A 22,525-nucleotide genomic window follows, 5' to 3' on the forward strand; every position below is an offset into this window, starting at 1 on the left:
CGACGGGTGCGTCTCGTCATCGCCCGCTGCGCAGTCGACTACACCGGTCGACTCAACGCCCACCTGCCCCTCGCCACGCGCCTGCTGGTGCACAAGGGCGACGGCAGCCTGCTCGTGCACTCCGACGGCGGCAGCTACAAGCCGCTGAACTGGATGAGCCCGCCGTGCTCGCTCTCCCCCGAGATCCCCGGTGAGGAGGAGGCCGGCGCCGGCGTCATCGAGGTGTGGCGCGTCACCCACAAGAAGACCGGCGATGCGCTGCGCGTGCAGATCTACGAGATCGTCCACGATTCGCAGCACGACCTCGGCATCGATCCCGGCCTGCAGAAGGACGGCGTCGAGGCCGACCTGCAGCGGCTGCTCGCCGAGCAGGTCGACCTCATCAGCGAGGGTGCGACGCTGGTGCGTCGCGAGTATCCGACGGCGATCGGTCCCGTCGACCTGATGGTTCGGGATGCCCGTGGCGCCTCCATCGCAGTCGAGGTGAAGCGTCGCGGTGACATCGACGGCGTCGAGCAGCTCACCCGGTACCTGGAGCTGCTCGGGCGCGACCCGCATCTCGCCCCGGTCACCGGCGTCTTCGCGGCGCAGGAGATCAAGCCCCAGGCACGCGTGCTCGCCGAGGATCGCGGCATCCGGTGCGTGGTACTCGACTACGAGGGCATGAAGGGCATCGAGTCGGGCATCCCCCGGCTTTTCTGAGCATCCTCTGCGCCACGTAGGCTGGGTGCATGCCCGTTTCGCCATACACCTGCATCCTCTGGGACGTCGACGGCACCATCGCCGACGCGTCCGCCGGCATCCTCCCCCGCCTGCAGCAGGTGTTCGCGTCGTACGGTCTGCCCGAGCCGGATGCCCAGGCGCTGTCGTCGTGGATCGGCCCGCCGATGCTCGAGTCGTTCGAGCTGCGCGCCGGAATGGACGCCGCGCAGGCCGAAGAGGCGGTGCGACGGTACCGCGCTCTCGCCGCGGCAGACGGATACGCGGCCTCAGTGGACCTCTACCCCGGCGTCGCCGACGTGCTGCGCGCAGTTCACGCCGCGGGCATCCCGCAGGCGACGGCCAGCACCAAGCCCGAGAACCAGGTGCAGGCGATCCTCGACCACTATGAGCTGACGCCGCTGTTCACCGCCGTCTCCGGTGCCAGGGTTGGAAGCGTCGGCAACCACGACGGTAAGGCGTTCGTGGTCGGCCAGGCGCTCGACCGACTGCGCTCCGCCGGTGTCGACGTGTCGCGCCCCGTGCTGATCGGCGACCGTCACCACGATGTCGACGGCGCGGCCGAGCACGGCATCCCGGTCATCTTCTCGCAGTGGGGCTTCGGGCATCCGGACGAGGCCGACGGCGCGACGGCGCGGGTGGCCGATGCCGACGAGCTGCACGCCCTGCTGCTCGGCTGAACGCCCCGAAGTCGAGCCGATCCTGGGGCCGACACTCCAGATGTCGGACGTTCTCGCAGGATCTGTCCGACATCTGGAGTGTCGGCCCCCGAACTGCACACCCCGCAGACGCAGAACTCCCCGGCGCCGATCGGCACCGGGGAGTTCATGAACTCGCCTCAGAGAGGGCGGATGTTCTCGGCCTGAAGGCCCTTGGGGCCCTGTGCCACATCGAACTCGACGCGCTGGTTCTCGTCGAGTGAGCGGTAGCCGTTGGACTGGATCGCGGAGTAGTGCGCGAACACGTCGGCGCCTCCGTCATCGGGGGAGATGAAGCCGAAGCCCTTCTCCGAGTTGAACCACTTGACCGTGCCCTGGGTGCTCATCTACTGCCGTTCTGCTGATTGCCATGTCGACGCAGGACGCCCCGACTGCGCTAACGCTATCCCAGGGGACCCATCCGTCAACAGGTCGAATCGGAAGGTGATCCAAATGTTGCACGAAACGTGGATGGCCCCCACCGCGGGGGGAGCGGTGAGGGCCGAAGACGACCGGAGGGTGCGTCAGCATTCAGCATACACCGTTCTCGAGAAATTTGTCCCCCATATGGGGGACAAATCCGAGAATCAGTGCCATGATGAGAGCGGGCCCCTCGCCTCAGCTACTGGGGAGATGCAGGCGAAGGAACCGACCGCATGTGGAGATCGTCGGAAACTGGGGAGTAGCCGTCACCGAAGGGGAATCGGGGAACAAACGATCAGATCCCACCACATGCACCCCCAGGATACGACCTGGGGGACAACAGGGGGATTGCAGGCTCGGAGAGGAATCGTCAGCACAGCGAGGCCGACGACCTCTCCGAGCCGCTTCATGCGGGATGACTCCTTGAGCATCCGCGGGTGATGTCGACCACTAACCCCCGCCGCCGCGACTGTCAATCCCTTGGCCTGATCCCGCACCCCGGTGACACGCTGGCATCTCCACGTCAGACCGGGCGGTGATCCCGCCCCGAACGGAGGGAGACGCCATGGGAGCCATGGACGACGCCAAGCACAACACCGAGAAGCTCGTGGGCAAGGCCAAGGAGGGCATCGGCGATGCCACCGACAACGAGCGTCTTCAGGCCGAGGGCAAGACCGACCAGGTCAAGGCCGACGCCAAGAAGATCGGCGACGACGTGAAGGATGCGTTCGACAAGTAGTCTTCGCGGCCGTTGCGCCTGACATCGCGCCGTCGACCCCCGGGTCGGCGGCGCTTGTCGTATCCCCGGGTGACAGGAGAAGCAGATGGATGCCGCGCGCTTCGGCGTCGAAGAGGAGTTCGTGCTGCTCGACGGGTCGGCGCTCGTTCCCCTCTCGGCCGGCGGGATCGTCGAGCGGGCGAAGGGTCCGGTGTCGGGCGGAGGCGCGATCACGTCGGAGTACCTCACCTGCCAGGTCGAGTGCGCGACGGATCCCGTCCGCACGCTGAGCGCAGCCGGATCGCAGCTCAGCCGGATGCGCCGGATGCTCGCCGAACTGGCTCCCGACGACGCGGTCGTCGCGGCCACCGGAGCTCCGTTCGCGCAGTGGATCGCACCGCTGATCTCGGCGTCGACCCACTACGACGACGTCTCGACCCTGCTCGGCCAGCTCACCAGGCAGCACGCCGTGAACGGCCTGCACGTGCACATCGAGGTTCTCGGCGACGAAGAGCGGGTGCGCGCGCTGCGCCGGGTGCGGGCCTGGCTGCCGGTGCTGCTCGCGCTCAGCGCCAACTCGCCGTTCAGCTACGGTGTGGCATCCGGATTGGCGAGCTGGCGCAGCGTGCTGATCCGCAGGCTTCCGGTCTCGTGGGCGCCCCCGGCCTTTCACGACGCCGACGACTATCACCGCTCGGTCGAGCAGATGGTGACCGTCGGGCTGCTCCCCTCGCGCGGATCCACGTCGTGGGCGGTGCGCCTGTCGGAGAGGTTCGACACCGTGGAGACGCGGGTCGCCGACGCACAGCTGCGGGTCGACGACGCGCTGCTGCAGGCGTCATTCACGCGCGCCATAGCCGTGACCGAGGATCTCCCCGACGCTGCTCCGCCGTCCCCCGAACTCGATGCGGCGCTGTGGCTGGCCGCCCGTCACGGCATGGATGCGCGGCTGTTCACGCCCGAGGGTGAGATCGAAGACGCGTGGGCGGCGACCGAGCGGATGCTCGACGGCATCCGTCCGGCACTCGCCGACCTCGGCGACGAGGCCTTCGTCGACGAGCATCTGGCCCGCCTGCGGTCGGAGGGCACCGGATCGAACCGGCAGCTGCGCGCGTATCGGTCAGGCGGGGTGCAGGCGTTGGCGGCTCTGTACCGCGAGTGGTGACGGGAGACGCGGACCGTGGGGCTGCGGTGCGATCGAAATGACCGCGCCCGGAACGCGGGGCGGCTTATCATCCAGTATGGGAAGACTGAAGTACGACAGCAGCGAGCCGGCGATCACGATCGACGATGAGACACTCGTGCATCTCAAGATCGTCATCGGCACCAAGCTGCGTCGCAATGAGAGCTTCCTGCTGACCTGGCTGCGCGGCGACGACGCCGAAGACGCGCGAACCACGATCTGGGTGCATCCGGCGATCCCGATTCAGTTCGGCTTCGACGCGGCCGTCCTGCCACCGGTCGGGCCGGAGCGGATCACGGCGATCATGATGGCGTTGAACGCCTCCGGCGAGCTCGTGCTCGACGAGTACCTGTCCGCCGATGCGCCCGAACCGGCGTGATGTTCTTCGCCCACCCCGCACGAAAATGGTGAAGGCCCCGGATGATCCGGGGCCTTCACCACTGTGTGCGCGAGGGGGGACTTGAACCCCCACGCCCTTGCGAGCACTGGCACCTGAAGCCAGCGCGTCTACCTATTCCGCCACTCGCGCGTCGTCTCATTCCGAAGAACTCAACCTCGAAAGGCTATCACGATGGACGGCCTGCTTCGAACCGGGCCGACGTCCTGAAGCGGTCATCCAGCCCGCCTGACTACGATGGCCCTACCGGTCGGCATGCCAAAGGAACCTCGTGGGACTACTTGACAGCTTTGAGAAGGGTCTGGAACGCGCTGTGAACAGCGCGTTCGCCAAGACCTTCCGCAGCGGCATCCAGCCCGTCGAGATCGCCTCGGCGCTGCGCCGCGAGGCCGACACGAACGCGGCTGTGGTGAGCCGCGACCGCATCATCACGCCCAGCGACTACCTCGTGCGACTCAGCCCCGACGATCACCAGCGGATGTCCGCCCTCGGACGCGCGCTGCACGAAGAGCTCTTCGCGCTGCTGACGACGCACGCCCGGGCACAGGGGTACAGCTTCGCCGGACCGCTGCACATCTCGATGGAGGCCGACGAGCGCGTCGCCACCGGCGTCGTGCGGGTGAACTCCTCCTCCGTCGAGAGCACCGTCGACTGGCAGGGCGTCGTCGAGATCGACGGGCGCAGGTATCCGCTCACCAGCGCCCGCACGGTGATCGGCCGCGGCGGCGACGCCGACATCACCATCTCGGATGCGGGTTCCAGCCGCCGGCACGCCGAGATCCTGTGGGACGGCGAGCGCGGGATGCTGCGCGACCTGGGCTCGACGAACGGCACCAAGGTCGACGGGCAGAAGATCCGCGAGACCGCACTCACCCCGGGCACATCGTTCACGATCGGGCGCACCGAGCTCACCTTCCACGTCGTGCCGGTGAGCCCTTCGACAGGCTCAGGGACCCAGGGGAGCGCAGGCTCAGGGACCCAGGGGAGCGCAGGCTCAGGGACCCAGGGGAACTCAGGGTCCGAGAGGGGAACACGTCGATGAGCGAACTCGTTCTTCTGCTGCTGCGCATCGGCTTCCTGGTGCTGCTGTGGTTCTTCGTCTTCGGCGTCGTCTATTCGCTTCGCGCCGATCTGTTCGGTGTCCGCGTGCGCAAGATGCCCGCCGGTGAGGCGGCCGCCGTTCCCGCTCCCGCTCCCGCTTCCGCTCCCCGGGCACCGAGGGAGCCCGCGAACGGCCGCGTCCCCACGCACCTGATCATCACCTCCGGCCCCAAGGCCGGGCTCGAGGTGCCGCTGGGCTCGGCGGATTCGCTGTCGATCGGCCGCTCCAGCGAGTCGGGCCTGGTGATCCGCGACGACTACACCTCCAGCCACCACGCGCGGCTGTCGAAGCGCGGCGACATCTGGACGATCCAGGATCTCGACTCCACCAACGGCACCTACCTGGATGGGCGTCGCCTCGGCGACAAGCCCCTGCAGGTCGCGATCGGAACCCCCATCAAGGTGGGCGCCACGACCTTCGAGCTGCGATCCTAAGGCCCCGCATCCAGATGGTCTTCGAGGGCTCGAGTGCAGCGATCTCCCACACAGGGAAGGTCCGCTCCAACAACCAGGACTCCGGGTACTCCGGCGCCAACCTGTTCGTCGTCGCCGACGGCATGGGCGGCCACGCCGGCGGAGACGTCGCCTCGACACTCGCCGTCGCGCGCATGGAGCCGCTCGATCGCGCCTTCGACTCCACCGACGACGCACAGGCCGAGCTGCAGGCCGCGGCCACCACTGCGGCCGGCGACCTCGTGCGGGCGTCGAAGGAGCGCCCCGAGCTCGCCGGACTCGGCACCACACTCTGCGCCGTCGTGATGGTCGACGACCACGCGGTCATCGGCCACATCGGCGACTCGCGCATCTATCTGTACCGCGACGACGCGCTCACCCAGATCACCACCGACCACACGTTCGTGCAGCGCCTGGTCGACTCGGGCCGCATCACCGTCGAAGAGGCCCGCTACCACCCGCGCCGCTCCGTGCTCATGCGCGTGCTCAGCGACATGGACATCGCCCCCGATCTCGACATGTTCGTCATGCCGACTCGGCCCGGCGACCGCTGGCTGCTGTGCTCCGACGGCCTGTCGGGCGTGGTCGACGACGACAACATCGCGAAGGCGATGCGTCTCGGGCTCGCCCCGGGCCGCACCGCCGACAATCTGCTCAAGCAGGCCCTCGACGGCGGCGCGCCCGACAACGTGACGATGGTGCTCGTCGACGTGGGCGGCGCGCACCCGCTCTCGTCCGGCACGCCGACCATCGTGGGCGCCGCGTCGAACCCGTCCGATCTGCCGGTGCCGGCGCCGCGGCCCTCCCTCACCGGGTGGCTGCACCCCGTGCTGCAGGCCGCGAACGAGCCGAGCCACTTCGAGCCCGACTCCGACGACTTCTTCGAGGAGATCATCGAGGAGGATCGACGTCGTGCTCGCCGGCGCCGCATCGCCTGGCTGGTCGCGATGTTCCTCGCCGTGCTCGCCCTGCTCGGGGCCGGTCTGCTCGCCTACAACTGGACGCAGACCCGCTACTTCGTGGGCGCCGACGACGACAGCGTCGTCATCTACCGCGGCGTGCAGCAGAGCATCGGTCCGTTCTCGCTGTCGACGGAGGTCAAGGACACGGGCATCCTGCTCGCCGATCTGCAGTCGTACCAGCGCTCGTCGGTCGAGCGGACGATCAACGCGCGCTCGCTCGCCGACGCCGAGGCGATCACCGACCGCCTCGCGAAGACGGTGCTGCCTGCCCAGCCGGTGCAGCCGCAGCCGACCCCCACCGCGACCACGGAGGTGCCGACGCCATGACCGCCGTCTCGGCCGACACCAGCGTGCTGAAAGCGCTGAAGAGGATCCGGATGCCGCAGAAGCAGCGCAACCGGGAGTTCTGGCTGCTGCTGTTCGCCCTGCTCATCTCCGGTGCATCCCTGACCCTCGTGCAGCTGGGCGCGCTCGGCACGATCGATCCGATGATCCTCGCGATCGGCGGAGGACTGGCCGTGCTCGTGTTCGCGCTGCACGTGGTGCTGCGCGTCGTGGCATCCGATGCCGACCCGTTCGTCCTGCCCATCGCGACGGTGCTCTCCGGACTCGGCATCGCGATGATCTACCGCATCGACATCGCCAAGAAGTACACCGGCTGGGAGATGTTCTCGACCAAGCAACTCGCCTGGACGGCGATCTCGCTGGCCGGCGCGATCGCGCTCGTGATCGCGCTGCGCAACTACCGCATTCTCTACCGGTTCACCTACGTCTCCGGCCTCGCCGGAATCGTCCTGCTGATCCTGCCGTTCGTCCCCGGCCTGCGCGCCCGCGGCGCGAACGCCGACGTGTGGGTCTCGATCGGCGGCATCTTCTCGTTCCAGCCGGGTGAGCTGGCGAAGATCTGCCTGGCTATCTTCTTCGCCGGCTATCTGGTGCGCACGCGCGAGAGCCTCAGCTCGGTCGGCAAGAAGTTCCTCGGCATGACCTGGCCCCGGATGCGCGAGCTCGGACCGGTGCTGGTGGTGTGGCTGATCTCGCTGCTGATCATCGTCACGCAGCGCGACCTCGGCACCGGAATGCTCATCTTCGGCATGTTCATCGCCATGCTGTACGTCGCGACCGGCAAGACCAGCTGGGTGCTCATCGGACTCGCCGGCGTCGGCGTCGGCGTGTTCCTCGCCACGCGCGTGCTCTCCTACGTGCAGGGCCGGTTCACGAACTGGCTGCACGCGTTCGACCCCGACGTCATCGCCGCGAACGGCGGCAGCTTCCAGCTCGTCGAGGGCATCTTCGGGCTCGCCCACGGCGGTCTCATCGGCACGGGCTGGGGGCAGGGCCGACCCCAGATCACCCCGCTCGCGCACAGCGACTACATCATCCCGAGCCTCGGCGAGGAGCTGGGCATCGTCGGGCTGTTCGCCATCCTCTGTCTGTACATGGTGTTCATCAGTCGCGGTCTGCGCATCGGAATGGCAGGTCAGGACGACTTCGGCAAGCTGCTCGCCGCGGGCCTGTCGTTCACGATCGCGCTGCAGGTGTTCATCATGGTCGGCGGCGTCACCCGGGTCATCCCGCTGACCGGCCTGACCACGCCGTTTCTCGCCGCCGGTGGCTCGTCGCTGGTGGCCAACTGGCTCATCGTCGCCCTGCTGCTGCGCATCAGCGACGCCGTGCGCCGTCAGCCCAGGGTGGTGATCGGCTGATGACCAAAGAGTTACGACGGCTGAGCTTCGTCATCCTCGCCATGTTCCTGTCGCTGTTCGTCGCGACGAGCTGGATCCAGGTGGTCGACGCCGACAGCCTGGCGCAGAATCCCGCGAACACGCGCACGCGACTCGACAGCTACCAGATCCAGCGCGGATCGATCATCGTCGACGGCACGGCCGTCGCGACCTCGGAGGCCGCCGACGATCGCTACCAGTACCAGCGGGTGTACAGCGATCCGGCGCTGTGGGCGCCGATCACCGGCTACTACAACCCCGTGCTCGACTCGCGCACGGGCATCGAGCAGGCGCTCAACTCGGATCTGTCGGGCACCGGCTCGAACGCGTTCTTCGGTGAGATCGAGCGCATCCTCTCCGGCCAGCCGCAGCAGGGTCTCAGCGTCGAGCTGACGATGGACCCGCGCGCGCAGCAGGCCGCGTACGACGCGATGCAGGGTCTGAAGGGATCCGTCGTCGCCATCGAACCGGCCACGGGCCGCGTGCTCGCGATGTTGTCTACCCCTGGTTTCGACACGAACGCCCTCGCCGCGCACGACCCCGCGGCCGTCGAGGCGGAGTACGACCGCCTGTCGACCGACCCCGACAAGCCGCTCTACAACCGCGCGATCGGCGGCAACCTGAATCCGCCCGGCTCGACCTTCAAGGTGATCGTGGCCGCCGCCGCCCTGGCATCCGGCCAGTGGACGCTCGACTCGACCTTCCCGAACCCCGCGCGCTACACGCTGCCCGGTACGACCACGACCGTGTCGAACGCGTGGGGCGGCGCCTGCGGCGACGGCGAGACCACGACGCTGGCACAGGCGCTGAAGCTCAGCTGCAACATCCCGATGGCCGAGCTCGCCGTCGAACTCGGCGACAAGCGCATCCGCGAGATGGCCGAGAAGTTCGGGTTCAACACCGATCTCGAGATCCCCCTGGCCGTCACCCCGTCGATCTACCCGTCGGGGCTCAGCGACGATGCGACCGCCCTCACCGGCTTCGGCCAGGGCAAGGTCACCGCGACTCCGCTGACGATCGCGATGATGTCGGCGGGTCTCGCCAACGAGGGCACCGTGATGAAGCCGCGGATGGTGGATGCCGTGATCGGCGACGACTTCGCCGTGCACAAGCAGTTCGACGACGAGGCGTTCGCGCAGGCGCTCGATCGCGAGACGGCCGACGCGCTGACCGCAGTGCTCGTCGAGGGCGTCGCATCGGGCGCGGCGACGGGTGCAAGAATAGACGGCGTCGACGTCGCCGGGAAGACAGGCACGGCGGAGAACGGCGGCAAGCCGTACACGCTGTGGTTCACAGGTTTCGCGCCTGCGGAGAATCCGCAGGTCGCGGTGGCAGTCGTCGTCGAAGACGGCGGTGGAAGAGGCACATCGGGCAGCGGCAACGCGATCGCCGCTCCGATTGCCAAGAAGGTCATAGAGGCGGTGCTGGGCAGATGAGGCCGACGCAGGGTGTGTCGTTCGGAGGACGCTACGAGCTGTTGTCGCGGATTGCGATCGGCGGCATGGGCGAGGTGTGGGAGGCGACCGATCATGTGATCGGTCGCACCGTCGCCATCAAGATCCTCAAGGACGAGTACATGGGCGATCCGGGGTTCCTCGAGCGCTTCCGCGCCGAGGCCCGTCATGCCGCGCTCGTCAACCACGAGGGCATCGCCAGCGTCTTCGACTACGGCGAGGAGAACGGTTCGGCCTTCCTCGTCATGGAGCTCGTGCCCGGTGAGGCGCTGTCGACCATCCTCGAGCGCGACGGTGCGCTCAGCGCCGACAAGACGCTCGACATCGTGGCCCAGACGGCATCCGCGCTGCAGGCCGCCCACGCGGCCGGTCTCGTGCACCGTGACATCAAGCCGGGCAACCTGCTGATCACGCCCGACGGACGCGTGAAGATCACCGACTTCGGCATCGCCCGCATCGCCGACCAGGTGCCGCTGACCGCCACCGGACAGGTCATGGGCACGGTGCAGTATCTGTCGCCCGAGCAGGCCTCGGGGCACGCCGCGTCGCCCGCGACCGACGTCTACTCGCTCGGCATCGTCGCCTACGAGTGCCTCGCCGGCAAGCGGCCGTTCACCGGCGAATCGCAGGTGGCCATCGCGATGGCGCAGATCAACGAGCAGCCGCCTCCGCTGCCCGACTCGGTGCCGGTGCCCGTGCGCAACCTCGTGATGGCGATGATCGCCAAGAAGCCGGCCGATCGGCCGTCGTCGGCGGCGACCGTCTCGCGTGCCGCGCAGGCGCTGCGCCGCGGCGACCTGAACTCGGCCGCGATCGCGGTGCCCGCCATCGCGGGTGCCGGTGTGGCGGATGCCGATGACGCGACGCGCATCCTGACCGGGATGGGCGGCGAGGAGGCCACGCGCATCCTGCCGACCACCGCTCAGCTGCCCTCGGGAGCAGCCGTCGCCTCGACGACGGCGACCGAGCCGGAAGAGGAGAAGAAGCGCAAGCGCAGCCCGTGGACGTGGCCGCTGATCGCCCTGATCGCGCTGCTCGTGCTCGTGCTGGGCGGCACGTTGATCGCCATGCTCAGCAATCAGGATGAGGCGGCGCCCCCGGCGTCGTCCTCGACCCCGGCGAAGCCCAAACCGAAGCCGACCTCGGCCACGCCGAGTGCGCCCGAGAAGGTGCTCGTCAACGTCGGCGACCTCGATCTGACCGAGCGGCCGTGCGACGAGGCCAAGCAGACCCTCGTTGACGCCGGCCTGGAGGGCGAGTGCGTCGCGGGCAACACCGCCGCCCCCACCCCCGACCGCGAGGGCTGGGTGCAGAGCGTCAGCGAATCGGGCAACGTCGAGAAGGGCACCCTGATCACGCTCACGACGTACAAGGCCGCGGTCACGATTCCGCCGCCGTCCTCGGCCCCGAGCCTCAGCGGCACCCCCACCACCGGTGCCACAGTGACCCTGAACTGGACGAACTTCGAGTGCCCCAGCGGCGTGCCGCCGCTGTCGGCGTACGAGGTCAAGCTCACCAACGCGACCTTCGACGACGGCAAGGCTGACCGCACGTTCGAGCGCGGTCAGCTCAGCGCACCGATCACCATCACGGGCACTCCGGGTGCCACGGTGACCGCCAGCTACGTCGCATTCTGCGGAAACGACCTGCCCTCCCCGCGTTCCCCGCAGATGGAGAAGCAGATCGAGGCCGCAGCCACCCCGACCCCGCCCGTCGTCGGTGGCGGCGACAGCCAGGGCACAGCCCCCGCCCAGTAATCTGGAGGGGGTCCACGAGGTCTGAGGGGAGTCGTCTGTGTCGCCAGAGCCGCGCATCATCGCGGGTCGCTACCGCGTCGATGAGGTCATCGGTCAAGGTGGCATGGCCAGCGTGCACCGTGGCTACGACCTGACGCTGGGTCGCGAGGTCGCGATCAAGATCCTCGACCCCGAGCTCGCGCGCGACACGGCGTTCCGCACCCGGTTCCGTCTCGAGGCGCAGGCGGCCTCGCGCATGTCGCATCCGTCGATCGTGCGCGTCTACGACGCCGGCGACCCTTCGACAGGCTCAGGGACCCACTCGACAGCATCCGGGGCACAGAAGTCCGACTCGACCGAGCAGACCGAGCCGTACATCGTGATGGAGCTGGTGCACGGCACCCTGCTGAAAGACATCATCGCGCAGGGGCCGCTTCCCGTCGCCGACGCGATCCGCTACGAGGACGGCATCCTCGAGGCACTCGAGTACTCGCACCGCGCCGGCGTCGTGCACCGCGACATCAAGCCGGGCAACGTGATGATCACCGACAAGGGCACCGTGAAGGTGATGGACTTCGGCATCGCGCGTGCCGTGTCCGACTCGTCGTCGACCGTCGCCGAGACGACGCAGATCCTCGGCACCGCGGCGTACTTCTCACCCGAGCAGGCGAAGGGCGAGTCGGTCGATGCGCGCACCGACCTCTATTCGGCCGGGGTCGTGCTGTACGAGATGCTCACGGGCCGTCAGCCGTTCCGCGGCGACTCCCCCGTGGCCGTCGCCTACCAGCACGTCAGCGAGACGCCGCTGCCGCCGACCGAGGTCAACGAGCAGCTGCCCCGGTCGATGGATGCCATCGTGCTGCGCGCTCTCGCGAAGGACCCCTATCAGCGGTTCCCCGACGCGGGATCGTTCCGTCTGGCCCTCAAGGCGGTCGCCGACGGCGAGACGCCGACCAAGAAGGACATCGGCGCGCTCACCAGCGAGCTCTACGGTTCCAACCCGCGCCAGGCGCAGGAGACCGCTCGGTCGCTGCGTCAGCTGAGCTCGGACACCACGATGACCCGCACCCAGTCCGGTCCGCCGGTGGCGTGGATCTGGGCGGGGGTCGCCCTGCTCGCGGTGCTTCTGGTCTCGGTGCTCATCTGGGTGGTCACCCTGGCCGTGCAGCCGAAAGACGTTCCGACGTCGTCGGTCACCGTGCCGAACCTCGTGAATCTCACCGCCACCGACGCCGAGAACGCCCTCGAGGAACGGGGGCTGATCCCCGACATGCGCGAAGAGGCGAGCGTCGACTTCGACGAAGGACGCGTCATCCGCTCGTCACCCACCACCGGGGCGAAGCTGACGGCAGGCACCTCGGTGATCGTGTACGTCTCGACCGGCGCCGACACGGTGGAGATGCCGGTGGTCGAGGGGCTGTCCCAGGATGCCGCGAAGCAGGTGCTCGACGACGCTCGGCTCGAGCTCGGCACGGTGCGACCCCAGAACGACAAGGACGCGCAGGCGGGAACCGTTCTCAGCGCGAGCGAGCGGGCCGGTGCGCAGGTCGCCCCGGGCACGGTCATCGACCTCGTCGTCGCCAACGGCTACGTGACCCTCGAGGACATGACGGGCTTCTCGATGGATGCGGCGAAGGGCCAGCTCGAGAAGCTGGGCCTTGAGGCGGAGCCCGTCGAGCTCGGCCCGTGCGCTGAGGGACAGACGCCGAACGTGGTCGCCTCGATGTCGAAGTCGCCGGGCGAGGTGCCCATCCACTCCACCGTCGAGCTGCGCTACTGCGTGCCGGCGGCCGGCTGACCGGCGGACGCGGCCGCCGACACCGTCGCCAGCCAGTTGCCGAGCAGGCGGTGCCCGTGCTCGGTGAGCACGCTCTCGGGATGGAACTGCACGCCGACGACGGGCAGCGTGTCGTGGGCCACCGCCATGATCGTGCCGTGCTCGGCGCGAGCGGTGACCCGCAGGGTCGGCGGCAGGGACGCGTCGTCGAGCGCGAGCGAGTGGTAGCGTCCGACGGCGAACGGCGAGGGGATGCCCTCGAACAGCGCTGAGCCGTCATGGCTCACCTGCGACACCATGCCGTGCATCAGCTCGGGGGCGGCTTTCACCGCGCCGCCGAAGGCCTCGCCGATCGCCTGGTGTCCCAGGCAGACGCCGAGCAGCGGCATCCTCGTCTGCGCGGCCAGGCGCACGACGTCGACCGAGGCTCCGGCGTCTGCGGGTGAGCCGGGTCCGGGCGAGATCATCACGGCGTCGAACCCGCGCAGACGCTCTCGCCAGTGACGGCGCAGCTCGGCATCCGGAGCGGCGCCCGCGCCGTCCGCCTCCACCATCACCACCTCGGCACCGAGCTCGCGGAGGTAGCCGATCAGGGTGTGCACGAAGCTGTCGTGGTTGTCGACCACCAGCACCCGCGGCGTCACTGCAGGTCCACCTCGCCGGGGGTGATCAGCGGGCTGATCCAGGGGAACACGTGAAAGAACAGCCCGTAGAGCACTGCTGCCACGAGCACGAGAACGATGAGCAGGCGCAGCCACCACGGTCCGGGCAGCAGGCGCCAGAGAGCGGCGTACATCAGCGGACTCCTTCGGCAGACGGCCCGGCCGCGTCGGCGGATGCCAGAGAGGCGGGTGCCCCCTCGGCGCGCGGCTGGAAGCTCTCGAACACCCCGTACGCGACGATGCGCTCGGCGAGCGAGTACAGCGGCGAACACGCGGTGAGGGTGATGAACCGATCCGACGGAGTCACCTGCGGCATCTGCGGCACGTCGAGCAGCACGTCGCCCGCCGTCGGCTTCACGTACTGCAGATTGCGGAACCGGTAGGTGTACCAGCCGGCCTCCGTCTCGACGACGATCGCGTCGTCGAGACGGAGCGTGTCGATGAGGTTGAACGGCTTGCCCCACGTGGTGCGGTGTCCGGCGAGCGAGAAGTTGCCCACCTGTCCCGGCATCTTCGACTGCTCGTACAGGCCGATGCCGATCCTGTCGAGAGTGCGCTCGCGTGAGGTGCCTCCGGCGATGTGCACGTTGTAGTCGTCGCCGAAGCGCGGGATGCGCATGTTCGCGAACACCTCCGCATCCCCCGGATGCGCCAGCAGCGGTGGCTCGTAGACCGTCTCGTCGCCCTGCTGCACGGACGGTGGCGGCTCGGGCGGCGGGGAGTCGGCCCACTGGGCGGACAGCTCGGCGCCCTTCGCGTTGTTCTCCGCGCCGATGATGAGATCGCCGATCCACATCTGCCAGGCCACGAACAGCAGCACGACCGCGCCGGCGGTGAGCAGCAGCTCGCCTATGACGCTGGCGAACGTCGCGTGAGAGCGTCGACGCGCCGGCTCAGCGCCCGGGCGTGAAGCCCGGGACGTCGCGACCGCATGCATAGGGGGAAGTCTATTCGCCCGGCTAGAATGATGCGCATGGCACGTGACCGCAATCCCGAAGAACCCGCCGTCGAGCGTCCCGAGGGCGATGCCGCTCCGAACGCCGTGTGGTTCAAGCCCGTCATGGTCGGCTTTATGCTGCTGGGCCTGGCGTGGATCCTCGTCTACTACGTCTCGGGCTCGCGCTTCCCCATCCCGGGCCTCGACTCGTGGAACCTCGGCATCGGCCTGGGTATCGCGCTCATCGGCTTCCTGATGACGACCCGCTGGCGCTGACAGTCCTCTACGCGATCGGGCGGTCCGCTGCTCGACAGACGCCCTCTCACGGCCCGGTGAGAGGGCGTCCTGCTTTTCCCCAGAGGGTTGTCAACACCCCTCTCCACCTGTGAATAACACCGGTGTAATTCTCCCCAGGTGTGGACAGTCCTGTGGATAACTGGGCGCAATGCTGTGCAGAGGCGTGTGGACAGCCTGTGCAGAGTGTGTGCAGAACGAGGCGCGGCGAGCGTCAGAACAGGCTGCGCAGCACCACCGGAGACACGAGGAACGCTATGGCCAGAAGCACGATCGTGAGCACGACGAGCAGCAGGATCTGAACCGTGCGCTGCGAGTGCCGGCGGGTACGGGCGAAGATCAGGCCGATCAGCGCGCCGACGGCCGCTCCTCCGATGTGCGCCTGCCAGGCGATGTTGAGCGTCTGGATGAAGCCGATGGCGAGGTTGATCGCGAGGATCACCAGTATCCCGCGGATGTTGGCGCCGATGTGCCGGCCGATCACGAGCAGCGCACCCATCAGGGCGAAGATGCCGCCGGACGCGCCGACCGTGGCGGCGACGGGATCGAGCACGGCCATCGCGACCGAGCCGCCGAGCCCGCCGATCAGATAGAGGGCGACGAACCGCCATCGGCCGAGCAGCGGCTCGAGGCTGCGACCGATCATCCACAGCGCGAGCATGTTCAGCAGGAAGTGCGTGATGCCCGAGTGCACGAGCATCGTCGTCAGCAGCCGCCACGGCTGGAACGAGAAGTCGCCGCCGAACATGTCGGGGAAGAGGTACGGCGTCGCGAACAGCAGGGTCTGGTTGATGATCGGGCCGAGCAGCAGCTGCAGCACGCCCACCACCGAGGTCACGGCGATGATCGCGTACGTGGCGATCGGCTTCGAGGAGTCTGCGCCCGAGCGCCAGACGCGACCTGCGCGGCGCTGCGCCGGTGTCCGCGCCTTGCGGTCGGCCTTCATGCACTCCGGGCAGATGACGCCGACGGGTGCCTGGGTCTGGCAGTCGGCGCAGACGGTGCGCGTGCAGCGCTGGCAGAGCACGAAGCTCTGCCGATCCGGATGCCGGTAGCAGAAGTTCTCGCGGTTGCGCGTGAAATCAGGAGAGGTCATCCGGATCGGCTCGAGCGGTCGTGGGTCAGTTGGCGACGACGTCGACGGAGTGCAGCACGACGTCCTCGACGGGACGGTCCTGCGCGCCGGTGCGCACCGCGGCGATCTCGTCGACGACAGCCTTCGAGGCGTCATCGGCGACGACGCCGAAGATGGTGTGCTTGCCCTGCAGCCACGGGGTCGGGTCGGTCGTGATGAAGAACTGCGAGCCGTTGGTGCCCTCGGCCTGGCCGGTGATGGCGTTGCGGCGCAGGCCGGCGTTGGCCATGGCGAGCACGTACGGGTCGTTGAAGTTCAGCTCGGGGTGGATCTCGTCGTTGAAGTTGTACCCGGGACCGCCGATGCCCTGACCGAGCGGGTCGCCGCCCTGGATCATGAAGTTGGGGATGATGCGGTGGAAGATGACGTCCTTGTACAGCGCGCCCTCGCCGGGCTTGCCGGTGGCGGGGTGCGTCCACGCCTTCGAGCCGTCGGCGAGGCCGACGAAGTTGGCGACCGTGTTCGGAGCGTGATCGCCGAACAGGTTGATGACGATGTCACCGTGGTTGGTGTGCAGGGTTGCGACGTGAGATGCATGAGGCATGGATCCATTGTCGCAGAGCCGCCCTGTGCGAGCGCGGCGTATTCTCTCCTTTCCTCACGCCGACCGCCAGACTCTGCTCGTATCCAGTGTGTTGTGATTGGATGATCAGCGGAACGGACATCGACCGACCGACGGGAGAGCAACGTGAATCTCAGCCGCAAGCGCAAGAAGGAACTGCGTCGACTTCAGCAGGACGCCGGACGACTCTGGGAGTCGCAGCAGGTTCTCGTCGGGCACGCTGCCGACGTCGCCCGTGAGGCCGGCCGCCAGCTCGGGCATTTCAACCGCGAGCAGGTCCTGCCCACCGTGCACGACTCGTACGAGCGTCACCTCGCACCCGCCGTCGACCGCGGCGTCAAGTTCGGCAAGCACGTCGTCGACCACCGGGTCGTGCCGGTCGTGGGTGGCGTCGTGGGAACCGCGCTGTCGGCGTGGGATGTCGCGAACAAGAAGCGTCACGATCTCGGCTGGGGCCCCCGTCACGTCGCCCCGCCCAAGAAGAGCATGGGCTTCGGCTCGGTCGTCGCCATCGTGCTCGGCGTCGCCGCGGCGGTCGGCGTCGTCGCCGCCGCCTGGCAGGCACTGCGCGCCGACGACGAGCTGTGGGTCGCCGACGACCCGCTGTCGCCGCCCAACGCGTGATCGAAGCCGACCCGCATCAGCGGGTGCGTGCTGCTGCGACCGCTCGAGGACTCGACATCGAGATCCGTGAGCGGCCGCAGGCGCGCAGTCTGCCGGAGGCGGCGGCCCTTCTCGGCCTGCAGCCCTCCGACATCGTGAAGACCCTCGTCGTGAAGACCTCGGCGACCGGCTCGGGGAACCGGGCCCCCTACGTCTTCGCCCTGGTGCCCGGTGGACGTTCCATCTCGTGGCCGAAGCTGCGCGCCGTCGTCGGCGTGAACAGGCTGCGCCTGCCCGAGCCCGAGCTCGCTCTGGCTGCCACCGGCTTCGAGCGAGGCACGATCGTGCCGATCGGCAGCACTACCGACTGGCCCGTGTACGCCGACGAGACCATCGTCGGGCGGCGCATCGCGATGGGCGCGGGCGCCCACGGCTACAGTCTCTTCGTCGAGGCCGACGATCTGATCCGGGCCTACGGCGCGACGATCGCCGACATCTCCCAGCCCGAAGCGTCTCCCGACAGCCGTCGCTGATTCACAGCCCGTCGACCACGTCGGCGAGCACCGCGTCGAGTACGCCGGCAGCGACCTCAGCGGTGTCCTCCCATGTCGGCAGCCGTGCACCGGCGCGCGCTGCGGCCGCTGCGAGGCGGGCTCGATGCGCGCGGTCGACGAGCAGCGGGCGCAGCGCATCGGCGAACGCCTCCGGGTCGTCGGGTGCGGCCAGCACCCCGGCATCCGGCGGCACCGTCTCGGGAACCGCTCCGGTACGGCACGACACGATCGGCAGGCCGTGGGCGAGGGCCTCGTCGAAGACGAGCCCGTATCCCTCGTAGCGAGTGGCGAGGGCGAACACGTCCGCCGCTCGGTAGAGTGCGTCGCGCTCGGCGCTGCTCACCGCGCCGGCCAGCCGCACCCGCGACTGCAGACCCAGCCGGACGGTCAGCCGGCGCAGCTCTTCGACGTGGTCGGCGTCGTGCGGCGTGCCCGCGATCACCGCCCGCCACGGCAGGTCCGCGAGCCGGGCCAGTGCGCGCAGCAGCACGTCATGACCCTTGCGCGGGTGCTGGATGCCGACCGCGAGAACGAGCGGCGACGTGTCGCCCGTCGCACCGACAGCCGACGACGAGGGGGTGGGCGGGCGCGGCGGCTCGGTTCCCGGCCGGGCGACGATCACCCGCTCGGCAGGGACCTCGTATTCGCCGATCAGGATCCGCGCGGTGTGCGGACTGGGTACGAGCACCGCGCGCAGCAGGGTCAGGTTGTCGCGCTCGGTGCGGAACAGGTGCTCTCTGCGCGCGTCGTCGAGTCCGTCCTCGTGCGCGAGGGGGTGGTGCACGATGCCGACCATGGGCGCGGTGACGGTCTGGAGCGCCGCGGTGGGCATCGCGCCGACCAGGAAGCCGTCGAGGATGAGCGGCACCCCGCGGTCGACGGCCGCGAGCGCGGCGGCGGCGTCAGCGACATCGGCGGCACTGGGCTCGGGAAACGAATCGCCGAGCGCGAGATGGGCGACCTCGAGGCCGAGCGCGCGCAGCCCCTCCAGCAGGTTCCGCTCGTAGACGTAGCCGCCGGTCACCGTGTGCAGGTCGCCCGGCACGGCGAACACGGCCCGGCTCACCACTGCTGCTCCGGTGCGTAGCGGCGCAGCACGCGCGATTCCACCGCGCCCACCAGTGCGTAGCCGAGCGCCGACGCCGCGGTGACGAGCACGGTCGCTCCGGCGAGCAGGTCGTATCCCGAGCGCGACGCCGCCAGCGCCATGAGGTTGCCGATCCCCGAACCGGTGGCCAGCCACTCCACCACGGTGACGGCGAGCACGGCCGCCGGCACGCTCATCCGCGCGGCGGCGAAGAAGCCCGGCAGCATCGCGGGTACGCGCACCCGCATCAGGGCGGTGAGGTCGGATGCCGCGTAGCTGCGCAGCACGTCCAGTGCCTGCCCCGGTGCCTGGCGCAGTCCCTGCAGGCAGGCGATGAGCGTGGGGAAGAAGACCATGATCGCCACGAGGACGATACCGCCGACCGGCCCGCGACCGAGCAGCAGCACCACCAGGGGAGCGGTCGTGACGATCGGCACGGCGCGCAGGGCGATGGCGAGAGGCATGCTCACCGCCGCGATCGGCGGAGCGAGCACGAGCAGCATGGCGAGCCCCGCACCCACGGCGAGACCGACGAGGTAGCCGGGCACGGCGAGCGCGGCCGTCTGTCCGAGCGCGGCGACGAGGGTGTCACGCACCGCGCCCTCGTCGTCGACGCCGAGCAGCACGCGCGCGACGTCGACCGGCGTGCGGGCGAAGAACGGGTTCAGCCCGGTGACGATGATCCCACCCCACCACAGCACGAGGATCACGACGATGAAGCCGACGGCGGATGCCATCGCGCGGCGCACCCGGTGCGCGGCCGAGGCGGGCGGGCGCGGCGGGGCCAGGATGAGCGGAGGCGGGCCCGCGTGCATCCGACGCCCCACGGCGCCGACGAGGGCGTAGGCGAGCACCGACACGATGGTCGCGACGGTGGCGATCGCCCAGGTCAGCTGCACGTCGAGATCACGAGCGGCGCGCACAGTCAGCACGCCGAGTCCGCTCTCGGCGCCGGTGAACTCGCCGACCATCGCGCCGAGGAACGCCGCGGGCGCCGCGATCTGCAGCCCGGCGACGAGGTACGGCAGGCTTGCGCGTGCCCGCACGTACCGCAGGGCGGCGGCATGCCCGCGCCCGTAGCTCTGCACGAGATCGAACCAGCCGGCCGGGGCGGCGCGCAGACCGACCAGCACGGGGATCATCGTGGTGTAGTACACCGCGAGCGCGGCCAGGGCGATCTGCGGGCCGTCGCCCGGGCCCAGCACCACCCGCAGCACGGGGCCGGTCGCCACCAGCGGAAGGCAGAACACGACCAGCGCGACCGTGGTGATCACCGGCTGCGTGCGCGGCAGCAGCACCGCGAGCGCGGCCAGGGCGACGGCGGCGAGATTTCCCAGCACGAAACCGGCGAGCGCCGCGGCGCCGGTGACCCCGAGCGCGCGCAGCAGCAGTCCGGCGTCGTCTTTCAGCGTGAGCAGGATCTCACTCGGCGCGGCCAGCACGTATGCGCCGGCGAGCAGCCGGGCGACCGCCTCCCAGAGCAGCAGCAGCGCGAGCACCGTGAGCAGGGTCAGCAGCCGGCGCCGCACCACAGGGGGACTCGCGCTCATGCGGCCGCCGTACCCCGCGAGCGGGCGAGGGCGAGGGTCACCTCGTCGAGGACGGCCTCGAAGCCCGGGGTGCGGACGCTGTCCGCCGTGCGGGGATGCGGCAGATCGACGACCACGTCGGCCACCACCCGCGCCGGACGCGGGCTGAGCACGACGATCCGGTCCGCGAGGCGCACCGCCTCGACTATCGAGTGGGTGACGAGCAGCGTCGTCGCGCCGCCCTCGCGCCACAGCGGGGGCAGGTCGACGAGCAGGTCCTGCCGGGTCAGTTCGTCGACCGCGCCGAAGGGCTCGTCGAGCAGCAGCAGCCGCGGGCGCGTCACCAGCGCACGGGCGATCGCCGCACGCTGACGCATGCCGCCCGACAGCTCGGCGGGGCGCGCGTCGCCGAAGCCGTGCAGACCCACCAGCGCGATGAGCCGGTCGACGGCATCCGGATCGGCGGGGCGACGAGCCAGTCGCAGGGCGAGCGCGATATTGCCGCGCACGGTGCGCCACGGCAGCAGAGACGGATCCTGGAATGCCACCGCGAGGTCGCCGCGCCCGGCGACCTCGCTCGGTGGGGCGTCGTCGATGGCGACCCGGCCGCTGCTGGGCCGCTCCAGACCGGCGACGAGGCGCAGCAGGGTCGACTTCCCGCAGCCCGACGGCCCGACCAGCGCCGTCGTCTGTCCGGCGGCGAAGGTGAGATCGGTGGGGGTGAGCGCCTCGAGATCACCGAACGTCCTGCTCGCCCCGGCAAGATGAACGACCGGGGGCTCAGCCACCATGGATCTGCTCCAGGATCGACCGATCCCACAGGTCGGCATCGACGTCACGACCGAGCAGGGCGAGGGTCCTGCGATTCGCCTCGACGGTCTCATCGGTCCAACAGCCGAAGCCGTGCTCGTCGGTGAGATCGGAGAACATCAGCGGAACCTGCCGCTGCGCCTGCAGCTTCTGCACCTCGGCGTCGAGACCGGCGTCGGGGAACATCTTCAGCGTGAGCTGCGCGGCCGCATCGGTGTCTTCGCGGTACTTCTCCCAGCCGCGGATCTCACCGGTCATCAGCGCCACGAGCTCGTCGCGGCGCTCGGCCAGGCTCTGCTCGGTGGCGATGTAGGTCTGCGAGTGCAGCACGTAGCCGTGATCGGCCATCAGCATGGTCACGGACTCGACCCCCTGCACCGCCATCGCCACGGGCAGATCGGTCTCCCAGCACAGCAGGCAGTCCACCTCTCCCGCCAGCAGCGGCTGCGCGGAGTACTGCGTGGGAACGACCTCGATGCGATCGATGTCGACGTCGTTCAGCGTGCACAGCGTCTCGAGCACCGGGGTGTTCGCGGTGGCCATGCCGATGCGCAGGCCCTCGAGGTCTTTCGGCTCGTTCACCGGCTTCGCCGGCAGCGAGGCGATCACGAAGGGGTTCTTCTGCATGGCGACGCCGATGATCTTGAACGGCGCGCCTTCGGCCACCGCCGCCGCCGTGTAGTCGGCGGCGGAGATGCCGATCAGCGCCGCTCCCGACACCACCGGCGGTTCGACCGGGGCGTTCGGACCGCCCTGCAGCAGGCTGACCTCGAGATTCGCGTCGCGCCACCAGCCGCGGTCGAGCGCGATGTAGCTGCCGGCGAACTGCACGGAGTGCAGCCACGAGAGCTGCAGCGAGGCCTTCGCGGGGTCGCCGGCCGACGGCCGGCCGCCCCCGGGCGCGCTGCAGGCCACGGCGCCGAGACCGATCATGCCGAGCACGCCCGCGCCGAGAAGCGTGCGGCGCGAGAGCACGGGGGTGTGATGCAGGTCGTTCATGAGGTCT

The 22,525-nt window shown here is 69.4% G+C and carries 25 protein-coding genes and 1 tRNA gene; 15 read left to right on the forward strand and 11 right to left on the reverse strand.

All coding sequences use genetic code 11. From position 1 onward, the window contains the following. Positions 1–6 precede the first annotated feature (6 nt). Together nucS and ACWIDW_RS04520 are read left to right on the forward strand one after the other, a co-directional pair. Complete coding sequence (gene nucS, locus ACWIDW_RS04515) at positions 7–702, forward strand: endonuclease NucS (protein ID WP_454123327.1); 696 nt, start codon at positions 7–9, stop codon at positions 700–702. A 29-nt stretch (positions 703–731) separates the two neighbouring features. Further along, the gene (locus tag ACWIDW_RS04520) at positions 732–1,400 is read left to right on the forward strand and encodes an HAD hydrolase-like protein (RefSeq protein WP_454123328.1); all 669 of its coding nucleotides are present in this window, start codon (positions 732–734) and stop codon (positions 1,398–1,400) included. A 158-nt stretch (positions 1,401–1,558) separates the two neighbouring features. Here the strand turns inward: ACWIDW_RS04520 and ACWIDW_RS04525 are convergent, their stop codons facing one another. Further along, positions 1,559–1,765 carry a cold-shock protein gene (locus tag ACWIDW_RS04525; protein WP_110555044.1) on the reverse strand — a complete coding sequence of 69 codons (207 nt, stop codon included), beginning with the start codon at positions 1,763–1,765 and terminating at the stop codon, positions 1,559–1,561. A gap of 641 nt (positions 1,766–2,406) precedes the next feature. Here ACWIDW_RS04525 and ACWIDW_RS04530 point away from each other — a divergent pair. The 3 genes from ACWIDW_RS04530 to ACWIDW_RS04540 all read left to right on the forward strand — a co-directional run bounded on the left by ACWIDW_RS04530 (position 2,407) and on the right by ACWIDW_RS04540 (position 4,121). Further along, entirely contained in the window at positions 2,407–2,580 is a 174-nt protein-coding gene (locus ACWIDW_RS04530; RefSeq protein WP_099196818.1) for a CsbD family protein, read from the forward strand. An 85-nt stretch (positions 2,581–2,665) separates the two neighbouring features. Then, positions 2,666–3,724, forward strand: a complete 1,059-nt coding sequence (locus tag ACWIDW_RS04535) for a carboxylate-amine ligase (protein ID WP_454123331.1) — start codon at positions 2,666–2,668, stop codon at positions 3,722–3,724. Positions 3,725–3,800: 76 nt separating this feature from the next. Beyond that, positions 3,801–4,121, forward strand: a complete 321-nt coding sequence (locus tag ACWIDW_RS04540; RefSeq protein ID WP_454123332.1) for a DUF7882 family protein — start codon at positions 3,801–3,803, stop codon at positions 4,119–4,121. A gap of 66 nt (positions 4,122–4,187) precedes the next feature. Here the strand turns inward: ACWIDW_RS04540 and ACWIDW_RS04545 are convergent. Beyond that, positions 4,188–4,271, reverse strand: a tRNA-Leu gene (locus ACWIDW_RS04545). A gap of 139 nt (positions 4,272–4,410) precedes the next feature. Between ACWIDW_RS04545 and ACWIDW_RS04550 the strand changes: the two genes are divergently transcribed. The 7 genes from ACWIDW_RS04550 to pknB are packed head-to-tail and all read left to right on the forward strand — an operon-like array spanning position 4,411 to position 13,367. Beyond that, positions 4,411–5,181, forward strand: coding sequence for an FhaA domain-containing protein (locus ACWIDW_RS04550; RefSeq protein WP_454123333.1), 771 nt, complete (start codon positions 4,411–4,413; stop codon positions 5,179–5,181). Beyond that, the gene (locus tag ACWIDW_RS04555; protein ID WP_454123335.1) at positions 5,178–5,675 is read left to right on the forward strand and encodes an FHA domain-containing protein FhaB/FipA; all 498 of its coding nucleotides are present in this window, start codon (positions 5,178–5,180) and stop codon (positions 5,673–5,675) included. Before ACWIDW_RS04550 ends, ACWIDW_RS04555 begins: the two co-directional genes overlap by 4 nt. 14 nt (positions 5,676–5,689) lie before the next feature. Next, on the forward strand, positions 5,690–6,982 hold the full coding sequence (locus tag ACWIDW_RS04560; RefSeq protein WP_454123337.1) for a PP2C family protein-serine/threonine phosphatase: 1,293 nt from the start codon (positions 5,690–5,692) through the stop codon (positions 6,980–6,982). Then, positions 6,979–8,361, forward strand: coding sequence for an FtsW/RodA/SpoVE family cell cycle protein (locus tag ACWIDW_RS04565; protein WP_454123339.1), 1,383 nt, complete (start codon positions 6,979–6,981; stop codon positions 8,359–8,361). The genes ACWIDW_RS04560 and ACWIDW_RS04565 overlap by 4 nt, the downstream gene beginning before the upstream one ends. Beyond that, a complete protein-coding gene (locus tag ACWIDW_RS04570; RefSeq protein WP_454123341.1) occupies positions 8,361–9,815 on the forward strand; it encodes a peptidoglycan D,D-transpeptidase FtsI family protein in 1,455 nt (484 codons plus the stop codon). The genes ACWIDW_RS04565 and ACWIDW_RS04570 overlap by 1 nt, the downstream gene beginning before the upstream one ends. Then, the gene (locus ACWIDW_RS04575) at positions 9,812–11,590 is read left to right on the forward strand and encodes a protein kinase domain-containing protein (protein WP_454123343.1); all 1,779 of its coding nucleotides are present in this window, start codon (positions 9,812–9,814) and stop codon (positions 11,588–11,590) included. The genes ACWIDW_RS04570 and ACWIDW_RS04575 overlap by 4 nt, the downstream gene beginning before the upstream one ends. 37 nt (positions 11,591–11,627) lie before the next feature. After that, complete coding sequence (gene pknB / locus ACWIDW_RS04580; RefSeq protein WP_454123345.1) at positions 11,628–13,367, forward strand: Stk1 family PASTA domain-containing Ser/Thr kinase; 1,740 nt, start codon at positions 11,628–11,630, stop codon at positions 13,365–13,367. On the opposite strand, the gene ACWIDW_RS04585 is transcribed toward pknB, so the two are convergent. Genes ACWIDW_RS04585 through ACWIDW_RS04595 form a run of 3 tightly spaced genes read right to left on the reverse strand, consistent with a single transcriptional unit; the run spans position 13,343 to position 14,945 of the window. Further along, positions 13,343–13,990: an anthranilate synthase component II gene (locus tag ACWIDW_RS04585; protein ID WP_454123346.1), complete on the reverse strand. Its 648-nt coding sequence runs from the start codon at positions 13,988–13,990 to the stop codon at positions 13,343–13,345. The genes pknB and ACWIDW_RS04585 overlap by 25 nt on opposite strands. Beyond that, positions 13,987–14,142 carry a hypothetical protein gene (locus ACWIDW_RS04590; protein ID WP_454123347.1) on the reverse strand — a complete coding sequence of 52 codons (156 nt, stop codon included), beginning with the start codon at positions 14,140–14,142 and terminating at the stop codon, positions 13,987–13,989. Before ACWIDW_RS04590 ends, ACWIDW_RS04585 begins: the two co-directional genes overlap by 4 nt. After that, positions 14,142–14,945: a class E sortase gene (locus ACWIDW_RS04595; RefSeq protein ID WP_454123349.1), complete on the reverse strand. Its 804-nt coding sequence runs from the start codon at positions 14,943–14,945 to the stop codon at positions 14,142–14,144. The genes ACWIDW_RS04590 and ACWIDW_RS04595 overlap by 1 nt, the downstream gene beginning before the upstream one ends. 36 nt (positions 14,946–14,981) lie before the next feature. Between ACWIDW_RS04595 and ACWIDW_RS04600 the strand changes: the two genes are divergently transcribed. Then, positions 14,982–15,221 (forward strand): cell division protein CrgA, encoded by a 240-nt coding sequence (locus ACWIDW_RS04600; RefSeq protein WP_454123351.1) that lies wholly within the window; start codon positions 14,982–14,984, stop codon positions 15,219–15,221. A gap of 232 nt (positions 15,222–15,453) precedes the next feature. Here ACWIDW_RS04600 and ACWIDW_RS04605 read toward each other — a convergent pair whose 3' ends face one another. Continuing rightward, positions 15,454–16,335, reverse strand: coding sequence for a rhomboid family intramembrane serine protease (locus ACWIDW_RS04605; RefSeq protein WP_454123353.1), 882 nt, complete (start codon positions 16,333–16,335; stop codon positions 15,454–15,456). A gap of 25 nt (positions 16,336–16,360) precedes the next feature. Next, entirely contained in the window at positions 16,361–16,918 is a 558-nt protein-coding gene (locus ACWIDW_RS04610; protein WP_313357467.1) for a peptidylprolyl isomerase, read from the reverse strand. 144 nt (positions 16,919–17,062) lie between these two features. Here ACWIDW_RS04610 and ACWIDW_RS04615 point away from each other — a divergent pair, with 144 nt between their 5' ends. Both ACWIDW_RS04615 and ACWIDW_RS04620 read left to right on the forward strand, forming a co-directional pair. Next, a complete protein-coding gene (locus tag ACWIDW_RS04615; protein WP_452321765.1) occupies positions 17,063–17,560 on the forward strand; it encodes a DNA helicase in 498 nt (165 codons plus the stop codon). Positions 17,561–17,583: 23 nt separating this feature from the next. After that, on the forward strand, positions 17,584–18,072 hold the full coding sequence (locus ACWIDW_RS04620) for an aminoacyl-tRNA deacylase (RefSeq protein WP_454123355.1): 489 nt from the start codon (positions 17,584–17,586) through the stop codon (positions 18,070–18,072). A 1-nt stretch (position 18,073) separates the two neighbouring features. Here the strand turns inward: ACWIDW_RS04620 and ACWIDW_RS04625 are convergent, their stop codons facing one another. The 4 genes from ACWIDW_RS04625 to ACWIDW_RS04640 are packed head-to-tail and all read right to left on the reverse strand — an operon-like array spanning position 18,074 to position 22,518. Then, positions 18,074–19,159, reverse strand: a complete 1,086-nt coding sequence (locus ACWIDW_RS04625; protein ID WP_454123356.1) for a glycosyltransferase family 4 protein — start codon at positions 19,157–19,159, stop codon at positions 18,074–18,076. Beyond that, the gene (locus ACWIDW_RS04630) at positions 19,156–20,730 is read right to left on the reverse strand and encodes an ABC transporter permease (protein ID WP_454123357.1); all 1,575 of its coding nucleotides are present in this window, start codon (positions 20,728–20,730) and stop codon (positions 19,156–19,158) included. The genes ACWIDW_RS04625 and ACWIDW_RS04630 overlap by 4 nt, the downstream gene beginning before the upstream one ends. Beyond that, a complete protein-coding gene (locus ACWIDW_RS04635; RefSeq protein ID WP_452321768.1) occupies positions 20,727–21,500 on the reverse strand; it encodes an ABC transporter ATP-binding protein in 774 nt (257 codons plus the stop codon). The genes ACWIDW_RS04630 and ACWIDW_RS04635 overlap by 4 nt, the downstream gene beginning before the upstream one ends. Continuing rightward, the gene (locus tag ACWIDW_RS04640) at positions 21,490–22,518 is read right to left on the reverse strand and encodes an ABC transporter substrate-binding protein (protein WP_454123358.1); all 1,029 of its coding nucleotides are present in this window, start codon (positions 22,516–22,518) and stop codon (positions 21,490–21,492) included. Before ACWIDW_RS04640 ends, ACWIDW_RS04635 begins: the two co-directional genes overlap by 11 nt. Positions 22,519–22,525 lie beyond the last annotated feature (7 nt).

It is taken from the genome of Microbacterium sp. NPDC055312 (assembly GCF_053645675.1).